7 protein-coding genes are annotated in these 17,403 nt (G+C 37.9%); 1 reads left to right on the top strand and 6 read right to left on the bottom strand.

What is annotated here, in order from left to right; translation table 11 throughout:
• Positions 1-81: 81 nt before the first annotated feature.
• The 6 genes from CYTFE_RS29170 to CYTFE_RS0123230 all read right to left on the bottom strand — a co-directional run bounded on the left by CYTFE_RS29170 (position 82) and on the right by CYTFE_RS0123230 (position 15,295).
• Complete coding sequence (locus tag CYTFE_RS29170) at positions 82-2,028, bottom strand: radical SAM protein (RefSeq protein WP_081736137.1); 1,947 nt, start codon at positions 2,026-2,028, stop codon at positions 82-84.
• 450 nt (positions 2,029-2,478) lie between these two features.
• A complete protein-coding gene (locus CYTFE_RS0123250) occupies positions 2,479-5,604 on the bottom strand; it encodes a glycoside hydrolase family 2 TIM barrel-domain containing protein (protein ID WP_081736079.1) in 3,126 nt (1,041 codons plus the stop codon).
• Between the two features lie 184 nt (positions 5,605-5,788).
• Complete coding sequence (locus CYTFE_RS27910) at positions 5,789-7,246, bottom strand: sulfatase-like hydrolase/transferase (RefSeq protein WP_052343393.1); 1,458 nt, start codon at positions 7,244-7,246, stop codon at positions 5,789-5,791.
• A gap of 50 nt (positions 7,247-7,296) precedes the next feature.
• The gene (locus CYTFE_RS29690; protein ID WP_081736078.1) at positions 7,297-9,510 is read right to left on the bottom strand and encodes a sulfatase-like hydrolase/transferase; all 2,214 of its coding nucleotides are present in this window, start codon (positions 9,508-9,510) and stop codon (positions 7,297-7,299) included.
• Entirely contained in the window at positions 9,503-10,648 is a 1,146-nt protein-coding gene (locus CYTFE_RS0123235; protein ID WP_044212893.1) for a glycoside hydrolase family 43 protein, read from the bottom strand. The genes CYTFE_RS29690 and CYTFE_RS0123235 overlap by 8 nt, the downstream gene beginning before the upstream one ends.
• Before the next feature lie 606 nt (positions 10,649-11,254).
• The gene (locus CYTFE_RS0123230; protein WP_044212894.1) at positions 11,255-15,295 is read right to left on the bottom strand and encodes a hybrid sensor histidine kinase/response regulator transcription factor; all 4,041 of its coding nucleotides are present in this window, start codon (positions 15,293-15,295) and stop codon (positions 11,255-11,257) included.
• Between the two features lie 586 nt (positions 15,296-15,881).
• Between CYTFE_RS0123230 and CYTFE_RS0123225 the strand changes: the two genes are divergently transcribed.
• A complete protein-coding gene (locus tag CYTFE_RS0123225; protein WP_027473780.1) occupies positions 15,882-17,342 on the top strand; it encodes a potassium/proton antiporter in 1,461 nt (486 codons plus the stop codon).
• Positions 17,343-17,403: the final 61 nt, after the last annotated feature.

The raw sequence follows: 17,403 nt of genomic DNA, 5'->3' as shown, positions 1-17,403 counted from the left end.
ATACCTGGAGCCACATTGCCATCACTGCCTACCTACATCCCCACGCAGGTTGTATAAAAAACTGCCATTATAGCACCCGTGTTAGCCTCTATGCTTTGCTGCCCTCTCTAGCGCAATCATTAATATCTTAGCATGGTCAAATGCAATTCCATTTGATTCAACCACCTTGTAATGCAGTATGTTATTATCATTTTTTACTTTTTCAATAACAGCTGTCAGCTTAATCTCTTTATGAGAAAGTGTTAGTATATACCTAAGCAAGTCCGTTGATGTAAGTTCAATCTTAAACAGCTGAACATCAATTGCATCATCTCCAAACTGCAAGTTTTGTTGATCTAAATTACCTATACCCCAAAAAGAACATGAGATGATCCACCCCCTTGGATCTCGTTTCGGTTCACTAAAAACATGAAGCTGTGAAAGTGTAAAATCCGAGATACCTGTTTCATCTTTCAACTCTCGATATGCAGCCATCTCCACCGTCTCATTTCTTTTGACAAATCCTCCAGGTAATGCCCAATCATTCATATACGGATGTTCACCACGTTTTATAAGAACAACAGAAAACTGCTTTTCCTGAGATTTATTTTCTGGCACTAACACAACCGTATCTGTAGCTACCGATGGTCGCTCAAACTCATTCATATGATAAGCTTTAAGAAATTCGGTTTCTCCTGTTGAAAGAATTTTACTCTTTTTATGTAATTCCAGTAATTCTGCTTTCGAACGCTCAGAATAGAACAATGGAATTATTCCATTTATATAATCGGCTCCCCGATTGGTCAAGATTAATCGCCCCTCGCTGATTACCATCAGGTTTTCTTGAAGAACAAAGTCAACCTCTTCTTTAAAATGCGCTACAAAAGACACGTTAAATCTCTTTTCAAATGCAATTAAATCAACGAATCCGAAATAAAATGCAACAGAAACCATTTTTGCAATAGACTCCTGTATATCGAGACAATAAAGATCCTGTATGGGTATCTGTTGACTGTCAATTTGTTGTTTATATTTAACTAATTGCTTATTTGCAGCACCTGAATTGTATGCCAAATAATCATTTCCAAATGATTGAGCACCAAGTCCCATACCCACATAAGGCACACCATCAATTACACGTTTAGTCAGGTAGTCACTTGTTCCATAATCCCCTTCTATTTTACTAAATGTATTCTTACCAACATTAGCCTTGTACCCATTTTTAATTAAAATACTGTAAGCTAGTCTATATTGTCGAATAATTTTAAATAACGAAACTCCTCCGGCTTCACCTTCAAGCTTTGTACCTTTATATCTGTTACGGTAAAGTGTAATATAATCAGGTTTTAGAGCAATGGCATACTTCAAGGTGTTTTCAAAATCTTCATCATTTTGGTGTAAAAAACCATACATAAGGTCGATATTAAACTTCTCAAATCCAGCTAAGCGAATGTTCTGAACTGCTTTTTCATAAATCTGAGTTGTTCCTTCCCTTCCCAAATCGTTTAGCAGCCTTTCGGAAACCGTTTGAATCCCCATACTAATTCTATGGTATCCAAGCTTGTAAATAGCTACTAATTTCTGAAATTCATTTGCGGCAATCACTGGTGTCGTTTCAATACTAAAAACCACATCTTTTTCGAAATCAAAAGAATCAACCAGCGCATTCGTTATTTTTTCTATGTTTTTTATCGAGAGCTTTGTTGGCGTTCCTCCTCCAAGATCATAACCAACTATCTTTTTGCCATGAAGAATTGTTTTATACATCTCTATTTCCTTCAGCAATAAAGAGACATATAAATCTTCTGTGTTTAGATCAGTACCTTCCAACACAACGTACTCACAAAATTTGCACCTCACTTTGCAAAAAGGGATGTGTACATAAAGACTTAATTTATCGGATTTATGCCAATCTCTTTTTAAAAAATCAACATATTCGGTTTGATTTTTTACCTTGAACTCTTTATAAGAATTAGGCGTCAACGGATATGCCGTATTAGCATAATGATGATATTGCAATCCTATTTCAAATATTTCTTTTGCCTTCATTGTTTTCTTTATTCTTTTTGTGTTAATAACATCGGGGCAAACCATGCTTTATGTACAACACGCAAATATAACGAAATACAGAACTTTTGCTTATTTTATGATATTGAAAATTTATTAAATAAACAGAACATCTTTTTTGTAATAGGCTTGCCCAAAAGTGGTGGCTCTTCAAAAATCAACGACCAAAAACTTTGCCGATTCTTTAAAGGTTTCCAACAATGCTCTGTTGAGTGATTTTTGCCTCGGGCTTCCTTCAGATTATACCTCACGGTAAGTATCCTTGCCATTGGCTAATGGTTGACTACTACAAACCCCCATAATGAACTTGCATCATCTAGTTAGTTACCATGCACGGCACACCAGACAAAGAAGGCAGGACTATAAATCAGTCCTGCCTTACCACACTACAATCGTTTACCAATGGCATACGACTTACAAGCCATCTTCCATTTATAAATTCTTTGGGCAAATGATAAATGAATAGCTATAATTTTTGTCCGCATAAAACAAATAGGATTCATGAGGTTTGGCTCCCCAACTATTATCACCTCCTACTCCCATCATTTTATGGTCGATATGCAACTCCACAAAGTCGGCTTCTTTAACATCCAAAGGCGTTCTCAGCTTTTTACTCATTCCAGGATCTAGTTCTTCTTTTGCCATTGGTAAAGCATTAAACTCAATCGTCTGGTCAACAGCAATCATTTTTAATCCCATTCCGGAATAGTTAAACAAGCCCAGCCATCGCACATCTGTTTTATGACCATTCTCCTGAGGTCTTCCATAAGCAAAATACTGATCTTCAACCTTTGAATGATAGATACCTACAAAGGATGCTGTATTTCTATCTATATAATTTTCCCATGGTCCCTTTCCATAATAACTCAAATTATCCAGGGTTTTATGTAACCTTAGTTTTAAACCAATTCGAGGAATCTCGGGAAGTTTTACCTTACTGGCCTCCATTTCATAATTCACTTTAATTTTTCCATCCCCATGAATGAGGTAGTCAAGATGAATAACCGTATTCACATTATCAATGGATAATACAGTATTAATCTTAAAAGTACTTTTATCTAAGCGTTCTTTTTGAAACGATGTTAATGACATGGAAGAAGAGGCTTCTTTCCACACATTACACCGCTTGGGCACTTTGCTTCCAAAATCATTATCCGTTGGAGCACGCCAAAAATCAGGAACCATAGGACTCTTCAACAGCTCCATACCATTGATCACATACGAACTCAATGCACCGTTTGATTTCGAAAAAGTAATAGCAAAATCGTTTCCAACAATGTTCACCCTATTTTCATCCTCTATTACATTTAAGGCATTTACATGCGCTGTCATCAAGGTGTTAGTCAACGGAGACACTGCCAAAGGAAATTGCTCTTGGGCCATAACATGCCCAAACGGGATTAAGGGTTTAAATCCCATATTCAAAGCATACATATTTAAAAAATACTCCTGACCATCTTTTAACTCTCCGTAGGGAATCGTATAACTTTCTTTAGACTGAGGAGCTAAGCCGTTGGAAGCAATATTTCCAGATTTAACCACGGAGCCATTTTCAACAAGTTCCCATTTAAATACAAGGTCAGACAAATCAGCAAAGAAACGACCATTATGAATAATAACATGACCATCTTTTATCTCACTTCCATCAAAATCAATGTTCTGATATACTTTTTTAACCTCATATAATCCGGGGTGAGGCGTACGGTCAGCATTAACAACACCATTAAAACAAAAGTTATTATCATGTCTATGTCCGGCAGGTTCAAAGTGGCCGCCATAAGCCGAATACTCCTGACCCTCCTTATAGGCGACTAAGCCTTGATCCATCCAGTCCCAAATAAATCCACCTTGTACTTGAGGATGCGAATGCACGAGGTCCCAATATTCTTTAAAATTTCCACTACTATTACCCATGGCATGAGCATATTCGCACCATATAAAAGGTCTTTTCAGCTCTCTATTCAGATATACTTTTTTAATATCCCATATTCTGCGGTACATATCGCCATGAATATCGGTATGTTGTTCAGTAATATTCGTTAATTTTTCAGCCCTCTCATAATGCACTGGTCTATCACCATCTCTTTTGTACACTTGCTTATATGCTTCCAGAAAGTTCATCCCGGTGCCGGCCTCATTACCCATACTCCAAACAATCACAGAAGGATGATTTTTATCCCGTTCCACCATATTAAGCACTCTACTTACATGGGCATTTTTCCATTCCGGTTTATTGGCCAAAGTTTCATCTATTTTGTAACCATAACCATGCGATTCTATATTTGCTTCATCATACAAATATATACCATATTTATCGCACAAGGCATACCATTTGGGGTCGTTTGGATAATGGCTGGTACGTACAGCATTGATATTAAACTGTTTCATCAGTTTGATATCCTCAATCATCGCTTGCTCACTGACGACATGTCCAAAAAGCGCATCATGTTCGTGACGGTTAACACCCTTCAGAAGGATGGGTTGGCCGTTGACTAATAGTTGTCCATTCTTTATTTCAGAAGTTCTAAAGCCAACATGGATAGATGTGGCCTCGACCACCTGCCCCTTAGAATTTTTCAAAGCAATAAGCAGCTGATACAGATTGGGCTCTTCAGCGGACCACTTCTTAACATTTTTGATGGTACCGTCAAATTGAAAATGAACACTTCCATTTTTTGATACCGATAGCTTATCCGACACACCCTGCAACCAGGTATTGGACTGAAGATCCATGAGTTTATATTCAATTACATTATTGTTCGCACTACGTTTGTTTTTATTAAGTAATTCAACATCCAAACTAAATACGCCATCTTGGTATTTCTCATCCAGTAATGCTTTCACAAAAAAATCGCGAATATGTGTTTTAGGACGAGCCAACAAGAATACATCACGCTGAATACCAGACAAACGCCAAAAATCCTGATCTTCCAAATAACTTCCATCGGTAAATTGAAAAACCTGGATGGCCAACTTATTCTTACCCTTTACCAGATAAGGTGTGAGGTTAAACTCCGACGGCAATTTTGAATCCTGGCTATAGCCTACCTTCTTGCCATTCAGCCAAAGATAATATCCAGACTTAACAGACCCCAACTGAAGGTACACCTCTCGCCCGCTCCAATTTTCGGGAACGTCAAACCAAGTCACGTAAGAACCTACAGGGCTATATTTATCTTCGATACGCGGTTGGTCTTTTTTAAAAGGGTAGATCCGATTCGTATAGTTTGGAAATCCATAACCATACAACTCCCAGTTACCTGGCACAACAATTTCGTCCCAAGCAGAAACATCATACTCTGTTTTATAAAAATCCAGTGGCCGTTCAGAAGCTTTTTCTACATAAGAGAACTTCCAATTACCATTTAAACATTTTATATAATCGGCCGAAGAAACATCATTCTTCAACGCCTTTTCCACATTTGAAAAGGCATGAAAAGTAGCACGCGCCTTCTCCCTATTTATTTGAAAAATCTCCGGGTTCTCCCAGTCATTTTGACCTGATACCACCGCATTCAGCATCAGAGTTAAAACCATTATTACATATAATCTCTTCATATATCTGAAAATTAATGATTTAATTTATATTTTATAACAACATTCGCATATTAACTATATATTCTGTCTTGACCGTACTTAGCATTAGATCTTTTAATGCACTTTTACAACTTTACGTCAGTGCTTAAAAAAATTAGCGCAACAACACGATGGTTCTATTGAAACAAAGCAACGAAGCACCTTTTTAAAGACGCGATATATCTTGCAATAAAAGCATATCTTTCGCTGATTCTCTTTTGCGCTTTCTCCATTCTTTAAGACTTCCTGGATCTTTCACACGCACCGGTCGATTTAGATAATAATCTTCATGAATCATCCAGGTGATGGTATCCCAAATAGCTCCTTCAGTCCAAAGAGGCTGAATCAATCCCTTTTCCCAAGATTGCAATTGGTTTTGCAGTTCATGAAGCGCAGTATTTTTAGCCTCACACAAATCATTACTTTCACCTAAATCCTCCTCTAAATCATACAAACGATAGCCCAACCTAGCTACGCGAATCATTTTATATTGACCACTACGCATAGCAGCCATTTGATCTTTACGCCAAAATAATTGTTTGTGAGGACTTTCTGCTATGCCATTTTTAACATATGGAATCAAGTTAACACCGTCCAAGGTTTTATTAGTATGTACCTGCTTACCAGTTACAGCAATGGAGGTGGCAAAAATATCCAGCGAAGAAGTTAATCCATTGTAGGTACCCTTCTCAATTTCTTCGGGCCAATGCATAAAAAATGCCACTCGATGTCCCCCTTCGTACTTATTGCCCTTAAAGCCTTTCAGTGGATAATTGGATGATTGATTATTGTGTGCACCCCCGTTATCACTTAAAAAGAAGATAAGTGTATTATTTAGAAGATCTTCATCTTTCAGTTTTTGTACAATCTTACCCACAGACCGGTCCAAAGCCCAGGTCATGGCAGCCAATTTCTGACGCGGATGACCTTTAAACAAAGCCATATCTTCCTCTGTAGCTTCCATAGGAGTATGTACTGCATTAGGTGCCCAATACATAAAAAAAGGATCCTTTTTATTTTTGTCGATAAACTCGACTGCCTTATCTCCCAACCGATCGGTCAAGTAGCCCTCAAAAGTGGTAAACTGGCCATTCTCCCGGATGGAATGTGTATGACCCGGCTGATCCTGTGTCTTATTCGAAAAATACCTTCGTCCACCGGATAGAAAACCCCATGAATAATCGAAACCACGTGCGTTGGGATTATATTCGGGCTCATACCCCAAGTGCCATTTACCAAAGGCTGCCGTTGTATACCCGGCTTGTTGCATGGCTTCTCCTATGGTTGTTTCACCTAGATCGACCCCACTATGATCACTAGAAGGATTACACTCAAACCCAAAACGTTGTTGATACCTACCTGTCATAATACCAGCTCTACTAGGGCCACACACCGAAGCACTTACATGTGCATCGGTAAATACCATGCCGTTATTGGCCAGCTTATCAATATTAGGTGTTTTTAGGTCTTTACTACCCGCAAATCCAAAATCAGCATATCCTGCGTCGTCAACCAACAAAACAATCACATTCGGTTGCTTTTTTGTTTTAGTGTCATCCGGTTGGCAGCTTAGCATCATCAACAGACAGGCCATAAAGCCTGCGACAAAAATTAATTTACTCATTTTTATATCTGGTTTCTTACAATTAAAAAAACGTTTCAATTCAATAGGCCTCACTTATCACTTATTTTCTTTTGAAAAACCCGCACATAATCAACCTCATATTTACGTGGAAATATGGTTTGTGAAGGATCTCCTCCTCGGGCACCAATGGCCAAATTTAATAATATATATTGTGCTTGGTGAAAAGGATTACTTCCATCTGCATTAATGGTTTGAGATAAGTCTATTTCGTTCAGCAACTCATCGTCCAAATATAAACGGATAAAATCCTCGGTCCAATGCATTTTCCACACATGAAATCGTCGTTCCCAATCTGGTTGTTTATTCACAAACTCAGACAAAGGTATTTTTTCCGAATCCCATTTGGCCCTTCCTCGTTGACTAGCCCAGGCTGCATTGGCCAGAATTTTAGCTTCACCATTATGGCGATAATACTCCATTTGGTCCACTTCACCATTAGCTGGCCAGGGCTTATGAACCCCCAAAGTCCATATAGCAGGCCACATACCCATACTGGTATCAATCCGGGCACGCACCTCCATAATTCCGTACTGAAAAGAAAATTTATCTACTGTTTTAATACAAGCCGAAGTATACGCTGCATATTTTCTATTTTTTCGCCAATTATTACTTCCTTTCTCATAAAATGTATTTTTAACTTTCTCCCTTTTCCCCTCAATAATAAGCAATCCTTCTTTAACCTTAGCATTATCTGGCTGATACCATTGCAATTCATTATTTCTCACGAACCCTTTCTCATAGGACCAATACTTTTCGTTGGGTTTTCCATCCTCATCAAACTCATCAGCCCAAACAAGTTCATAATGTTCAGGTTCCGATGCCTCTAAGCTATCCGGCTTGTAAGGATTTACCATTATAAAACGATTAGGATTTAAGCGAGTATATTCTTTATCCTGCATTAACCCCAGGAAGACAGGATTTTTCATCTCATCCTGCCACTCTTCGTATTTAACTTTAGCAGCCTGATATTTCTCCGTGAGAGGCAAGCGTGTGGTTTCTCCAATATCATCTTTCAAATTATAAAACGCATCCTTGTCTGTGCGATACTTAACCACCTTATTATCGCCATTGACAATTGCATAATCATTGGTATCAAATTTTCGCCAACATAAATAATCATGAGGCAGTTCTTTTTTCTCACCCTTCACATAAGGAATGATATTAACACCATCAAGCTCATTCTTAGCTGTTGCCCCGGCATAGTGAGCCGCTGTTGCGAATATATCCAGCGAAATAACAGGTTTATCATATACCATGCCGGAAGGTATTTTTCCAGGCCATTGCATGGCAAAAGGCACATGAATACCTCCTTCGTACAAGCTACTCTTTCCTTCGCGCAACACCCCATTATCAGATGCGTTGTGATGTTCAGGTCCTCCATTATCAGACAAGAAAAAGACCATGGTATTATCAGTCAGTTGTAACTCATCCAGTTTATTCAACAAGAGGCCCACACCATCATCTACTGCACTAACCATGGCAGCATAAGTTTTCCGTTTTTTATCCGTGATATGATCAAAACGCTTCAAGTATTTCTCAGTTGCCTGTAAGGGACCATGTGGAGCATTGTAGGCCAAATAAATAAAAAAAGGTTCATTGGCCTTACGTTGGATAAAAGAAACAGCTTCCCGCGAGAGAGCATCCGTTATGTATTCCCCTTCTTCTACCCTACCATTATTACGCATTAATTTTGTGCGATAACCATCATATTGCTTTTTCACTTCCGAGACATCATTGATGATCCATTCTTGAGGAAAATAGGAATGTCCTCCTTCCAGAAAACCAAAGAACTCATTAAAGCCTCTTTTTAAGGGATATTGAGACTTATGTGCTCCCAGATGCCACTTTCCCAAGGCCATGGAAGTATAACCCGATTGTTGCAACATCTCTGCCATTGTTTGTTCTGTTAAAGGCAGTCCTTGCATGGTATCATTAGGTGCCAACAAGGGATTCCTTCCAAAACCAAACCTATCCTGATATCGCCCCGTCATGATTCCAGCTCTACTTGGTCCACACACCGAATAAGTAACATATGCTCTGGAAAATCGGACGCCATTATTAGCTATACGATCAATATTAGGTGTTGGAATATCTCTACAACCATTAAAACCAACGTCAGCATAACCCTGATCGTCGGTTAAAATAATGATTACATTAGGCTTGATCATACTTTGCTGTGCCAGAACATGTGATGTCATCACACAACAAAACAATAAAGCCATCAAATAACTTAGTTTATTCATTTTCACCTTCGTTAAAAATTGACAAATCCCATTCTGCATACCATTTAACAATGGGTCTATCAGCCTCAAATTCCATAGGCAACCATATATATCTACCATCAATAGCATTATTGGGTACCCAACGATCGCCCATATACACATAAGCATCTTTTTGTCCAATCAAAGGAAGGACAAAAGTACTTTGCGAATGAAAGGTGGTTCTTACATCTTCTTCAGATCCCTGGCTAGGGTTACCCAACTCGGTCCATTTACCTAGTGGATGGGTTGCCATAGCCGATCTTGCAGGATTAGGTTTCCACCCGGTACAACCGGAACTTATCATATAATATTGATTCCCTCTCTTAAACAAGGCAGGAGCTTCATTTGCTTTACCCTCCAAAACCCTTGTATACTTATCTGAGAATCCTAAATAATCCTCTGTCAACTCAGATATATGTAAGGTCTGATTATTTTCTGATGAATGGATATGATAGGCCTTACCATCGTCATCCACAAACAAAGTCATATCTCTGGCCATTTGACCTTTTTCAAAATCGCGTCGCAAGAAATACCCTAATTCCACTTCTTTACGCCAGGTTGGCGACCACTGTTTAATGGTATCCATATCAACCTTCCTTGTTTTTAGAGAATCAGGATAGTTGATGGGCCAGACTCCAGCATTGGGGTTCATACTTTTAATATACTGATAAGGTCCGGTTACGTGATCACTCACTGCCAGACCAGTCATTGCGGCATCATATCCCATACCCTTTAACTCGTGGTGAAACCACATAACAAACTTTTTGGTCTTAGCATTAAATATAACCTTTGGTCTTTCTATCACACACCCCTTCACAATTAAACTTGTTGTATCAGATACTACAGACAAGGCAACACCTTCATCTTTCCAATTATATAAATCTTTCGAAGAATAACAATGCACGCCCACCAAGGCTTTATTGCCAGCTTTACCTTCTGTTTTATGTTCTCCAAACCAATAATAGGTATTATCATGGATCATTATTCCGCCTCCATGTGCGTTCAAGTGGACACCGTTATTATCAAGCCATAGCTGACCTGGCTTAAATACCCCTTTAGGTTTGCTGCATCCACCTATAACCAATACTGCCATCAAGATGGCCAATAAACTAATCTTCATTATATACACATTTTAAATCATTGCTACTATACCTTTGGTAGGTAAGCGTTGTGACACAAGAAGAACAGATACCATTGCTTGTGTCACACTACTTATATTTGTTATTTTATCCAAATGATGTATTAGAGCTTCGTCATAAGATATAATAACTTAATATATTCTCCTTCTTCCTCAGATGAATAACATGAACACCATACCTACAAAAAAAATCAACAGTACATATAAAGTAAGCTTAGCCTGCTTTCTTCTTTTTATAACTTTTAGTAATTCATCCATGGTTTAATGTATTTGCTATTTCCTGAGCATCGAGTCTTTTTAAGACTCACTCATTGACCTGTGCAATTTTACATTTATTAAGGTTTTATCATAGATTACAACATTCTTACAAGAGGGTTAAATAGGTCATAATAGAAAATAGAGGCTTATCACAGAGGAGGTGTAAACCAATCACACAAGAGAGACAAATTACTATATATAAGACCATTACATACCCATCCAGACAACAATCAAAAGAAAGGATCCCAAGTACTACCCATTTCTCAGACAGGCAATAAAACAGACATGGACAGCGCAAATAATAGATCGCACAGATGAATGATAAAAACCTTATTTTTTTTGTTCGCGAAATTCCGTAGGAGTCATATGATACTGCTGCTTAAAAATCTTTCTAAAACTCTTTAAATCCACATAGCCTATACTTTCTGCTATTTCAGAAATAGTAAGATTACTTTCTTCAATCAATTGAGCAGCCCTTTGAAAACGTATATACTTAATAAACTCAGCGGGAGATTTTTTGATGATCTTTTTTGTCTTCCTATAAAGAGTTGAGTTACTCATTGCCATTTCTTTGGCTAACTTCTGGGCATCAAAGTTCACATCACCCAAATATTGCTCCATCACTTTCATGGCCGACTGCAAAAACGCCTGCTCCTCGGATGTTATTGGCGCATTTGTTGGAGCCAACACTACCTTTTGAGTTAGTTCTACTGACATTTTTTTTCGGCCGGCAATCAACATCTTGCTTTTCTCAAGCAAAAGCTCCGGATCAAAGGGCTTAGTCATGTATACTTCAGCCCCCTTTTTAGCACCAAACAATTGATCCCGAGGTGTTGCTTTTGCTGTTAATAATATAACCGGAGTGAGCGATATCGTATCATTTAATTTAATTTTTTGGCAAAGCTCAAATCCATCCATCTTAGGCATCATAACATCTGATATCACCAAATCAGGCTTATGTTCCACCACAAGTTCATACCCTTCCAGTCCATTTTCTGCTTCCAGTACATGATAATGCACCTCTAACAATTCTACAATATAAGACCTAAGCTCCGCGTTGTCCTCCACCACCAATACCCGGGCACCTTTCGCACCCACATTCAGGGATCGTGTTAGCTTCTTATGGCTTGAATAAATAGGTTCAACAGGCAGGGCTGGCCTTTTGTCACACACTCGTATATCTTCATCCCTCAAATGCTCTCTTCCCTTCTTTAAGGTGATGACAAATGAAGTCAGCTCATTGCGCTTACTTTGTACTTTGATGACAGCTTGGTGCAGATCCAAATAATTTTTAATCAAGGAAAGTCCAATACCAGAACTTCCCATATGATGCTGTCCATCTGCCTGATAAAAACGTTCAAACAAATATTGTAATTCATCTTCTGAAATACCGCGGCCATTATTGATCACTTCTAAAACAATGGTATCTTCCAAAGACTTAGCCTTTACATTAACCATACCAGGTTGCCCGGCATACTTAAAAGCATTTGAAAGCAAATTATTTATCACCATACCCATCTTATCCGTATCCACAAAACAACGCCAGTCATCTCCATCAAACACTCCTGAATAAACCACCTGTTTACTCTTGGCCAACTCCGCAAAGCTTTCGACCACCGAACCTGCAAACTCCTTAAAATCAACCTCCTCAACTTCAAGCTTTAACTTTCCGGCTTCCATCTTTCTAAACTCCAACAATAAGTCAATCAGATTATGCAACTTTTTGGCATTCTGATAAATTAACCGAAGCTTATCCTTCAAATATCCAGACTCCCACTCCTGCGTTTCTTTTTTTATTAACTCATTAATGGGAGCCAGAATAAGGGTTAAAGGGGTCCGTAACTCATGGGATATATTCGTAAAAAACCTGAACTTATATTCATTCAATTCGGTCTCCTGTTGGCGCTGATATCGCTCCACTTCAATACTATTGGTCAAACGTTCTTGTCGCACACCAACCCAGCTAATCGCGACCACTCCTCCAAAAATAACGACTATATAAATTAAGATAGCATACCAAGTTTTCCACGGAGCAGGCTTAATCGTTATATCCACCTCATACTGCTTATCGCTCCATACCCCATTACTATTGGTACCTTTCAATATTAATGTATAATCACCAGGACTAAGATTATTAAAGGATACATGACGACGAGAACCAATATATACCATACGATCATTATACCCTTTAAGCTGATAGGCATAATGGTTTAACTTAGGCGCCTTATAATCTAAGGACGCAAATTCAATGGAAAATTCTTTTTCTTTATATCCCAATACAATACGTTGGGTTTCGTTGATATTTTTACTAAGGATACCTTTCTCATCATAATTCACTTCATGGTTTAATACCTTAAAACTGGTAACAACTATCTCCGGATTATAATCGTTATAGAGAATCGATTTCGGGTTAAAATAAACAACCCCTTCGTCCCCTGCAAAATATAGAACACCATCCTTTGCCTTACATCCTGCTGCCTCTATAAAAGAACTTCCTTCTATACCATCCAGTTGATTAAAGTTCGAAAACGCCTGTGTTTTCACATTTAATTTCGACAATCCACCATTGGTACTCACCCAAATATCCCCTCCATCATCCTCAATAATTGAATTAATATAATCATCAGGCAACCCGTCCGCCTGGGTATATTCTTTCAAGGAGAAGACATACTCATCACTCTGAACCAATTGATTCAACCCGCATGGAGTACCAAACCATATGTTATTATCCTGATCAACATATGAGCAAAGTATGATATCACATTGCAAACGCTTACCATCCTGCAAATAATCTTCAATGGAAATAAAAACGCTCTCATCGGAATTATATTTATACAATCCTTTGTAGGTGGATACCCACATTACATTGTTCTTGTCTCTAAAAACACCAGTCACACGTGTATCTTTGAGTTGGCCTTTCAAGTTGGCACCTGTAAAATTTCTTTTGAAAACATATTGATTCCCTTTCTTCACATATAAGTACAGACCCTTTTGTTGGGTTGCCAACCAAAGCTCATCGCCATAACGCTTAATATCCCTCACCTTATTAATCCCATTTAAGCCAGGAATCTTCAGTTCTTCTTGCGCATTGACAAAAACAAAGGAACCATCCTTATTCTTTTTTCCCAACAGAACACCCACATCAAAACAGACAAAAATATCTCCCTGATCGTATACTAACTGACCAATACCCACATTCGAAAATCCATCAATAGTGTTCCTCTTCATGTTGTATCGACGCAAGCGCTTATTCGAATACTGATACAAATAATCCGTGGTGGCCATCCACAACTTATCCTGAGAATCCACAACTATAGATGACACCATTTTTTCGTCACCCAATTCTCTCCAGCCTTTTGCAACATTAAACTGCCCTTTTGCAGAAAGCCGCACGATTCCCCTATGTGTACCTAGCCATATATCTCCATTATCTTCCTGAAATATATCTAAAATAACAGTTGGTTGTATCATTTCGTCAGCTTGAGAATACTGACTAAGATTAACCTTTTGAAAGGTATCATTATTCTGATCAAAGGTATATAACCCTTCCCCCCAGGTACCTACCCATATTTTTCCGTTCTTATCTTTTAATAAAGAATAGGAAGACAACTTTTTTCCTTTACTACCTCTAATTTCATATTCGGTATAACGAAGGTTTTTATAATCAAATTTCACCAAGCCCAAGTTCCAGCCTACACACCAAATACAATCTTCAGACTCATCATATGCCATCTCGGTAATCTCATAAAAACCAGCCTTCATGCGCTTTAATCGCTGCAATTCATGATCTTTTTCCTTCATCCATATAGATTCTCTACTTCCCAACCAAACTTTGCTGTCAGGCGTTTGAATTATAGCCGACACCTTTTTAATTTTCGAATAAAAATGCACCGAATCTTGATCTTGAGATAAGCTAATTAATCCACTAGACCAGGTGCCCGCCCAAATATTTTTTTGATGATCTTCATAAAATGAAATGATTCGCAAATCCGAATTCTCCATGAGATATTCGTTCGCCATAAACAACTCTTTATCTGGCCTATACAAACTGTAACCTGCAGACTTTGTACCTATATAAATTTCACCGTCTTTGGCTTTATACAGTACTTCAACCGATGGATGGTGCAATGTCTTATCACCCTTGTCCGATGGTTTATAATGTTTAAACTCATAACCATCATATCTATTCAGTCCACCACGTGTACCAAACCACATGAAACCATCATTATCTTTGATAATAGAAGTTACTTGATTATGCGAGAGCCCATCATTGACCGATAAATAACTTACTTGATATTCTTGTGCCAATGCAACACAAGAAAACACAAAAAAACAAAGCAACACCACCAATACACAATTCAATCTCCTCATTACCAATAGCATATTCAAGAATATATTACAGATTTGACATTATTATAACACTCATCACCCGGGTAGAAACAAACATTTGCTTGCGTATAATTAGCACAAGAATAGCTTTTATTCATAAAATACCCTACTTAAATGCTGCCTTTTTGAGGAGAATTTACATTTATTCGTTAATGAACATACATCATGTTGACTTTATCCGATACCTTCACAGGGTCTCATATAACATCAAAAACATAAATACGGGCATACATAGTGGCTGCAAGTAAACTACTGATTTCTCCATCTTTGATAAGAAAACTTCAAAGACTACATATGCGACTCTAACCTGACCTATTCCCAAATTATCTATTACAACAGATCATAACTAAATCTGTAATTTTCAGAAAAAAACATTTTTTTATGTAAATCACAATACTAGCTATCCTACAAAATTTGTACATTTACCTTCAACTAACGCCAGCTGTGTTAACGCACATTTTAGGAATACTTGCTGCAAAAGTGCAGCAATGATCCTTACGAAGACCTCTGGTAATTTCTAAAAAGAAGCCGTATTTTTAGATACAACAGATTAAAAATAAAATAAAGCATGAATTTATCCATCGAAAACATATTATTAATAGGATCCCTTCTACTATTTATTAGCATAATTGTAGGTAAAACCTCCTATAAATTCGGAGTTCCCACATTATTGCTGTTTCTGGCCATAGGAATGCTAGCAGGCACCGACGGTATTGGTGGCATTAACTTCGACAACAATAAAATAGCTCAATTCATTGGTATCGTATCCCTTAATTTTATTTTATTTTCGGGAGGGCTAGATACGGATTGGTCATCGGTAAAACCCATCTTAAAAGAAGGACTTGTATTATCAACATTGGGTGTTTTACTAACAGCACTAACCTTAGGCACATTTGTGTGGCTTATCACAGACTTTACCATATATGAGAGTTTGCTCCTGGGTTCCATAGTTTCATCCACAGATGCTGCAGCAGTATTTTCAATCTTACGGTCCAAAAGTCTTGCTTTAAAATCTAACCTACGCCCCACCTTAGAGATGGAGAGTGGAAGTAATGACCCCATGGCCTATGTACTTACAATAGCTTTTTTATCATTAGTCATCAATCAAGATCAAAGCATAGTCTCTATTATTCTTTTATTTCTGCAACAAATGATTGTGGGAGGCATTACTGGCTTTTTATTTGGGAAACTCAGTAAGATCATCATCAACAAAATAAAACTTGACTTTGAAGGCCTTTATCCCGTTTTAGTGATAGCGCTGATGTTTGTAACATTTTCTGTCACCGACTTTTTAGGAGGAAATGGTTTTCTGGCCATATATATCTGTGCAGTTTACCTAGGTAATCAAGATCTCATTCATAAGAAAACAATTCTTAGAATGTACGATGGTTTGGCCTGGTTGATGCAAATCGTTTTATTCCTCACATTAGGCTTACTTGTTTTTCCTACACAGGTTATTCCACTGATTGGTATAGGAATGCTCATATCCGTATTCTTAATACTTGTGGCTCGCCCCATGAGTATTTTCATTAGTCTTGCATTCTTCAAAATGAAAGTAAGACGACGTCTATACATTTCATGGGTAGGTTTACGCGGAGCTGTACCCATTGTATTTGCAACCTATCCACTAATAGCAGGAATTGATAAGGCAAATATGATTTTTAATATTGTATTTTTTATCTCCGTCACATCCATACTAATTCAAGGCACTACCCTGTCTGTATTTGCAAAATGGCTCCATGTGGCATTGCCTCAAAAAGTCAAACCCATTTCTGAAACGGACAGATTCTTAACCAACATGGCCAAAACAGCCATGAAAGAACTTGTTATTTTGCCAGATAGCAATGCGGTGAATAAGAAAATTGTAGACATCAGTTTCCCCAAGGAAGCGATTATTGCTATGATAAAAAGAGATAACAAATACCTAACCCCCAACGGATCAACCATTATCAAACCCAATGATGTATTACTCATCCTTTCAGATAATCAAAAGGGAATAGATAAAATAAACGATTGCCTATGTGATTAAGATAATCGTAGCACTGCAACAATACCACAAAAACTATGTTAAAACTAGAAATACCAACATG

Source organism: Saccharicrinis fermentans DSM 9555 = JCM 21142, assembly GCF_000517085.1.
Lineage (GTDB): Bacteria > Bacteroidota > Bacteroidia > Bacteroidales > Marinilabiliaceae > Saccharicrinis > Saccharicrinis fermentans.
Note: the sequence above shows the minus strand (reverse complement) of the source record. Positions and strands in the feature narration are given on the sequence as shown.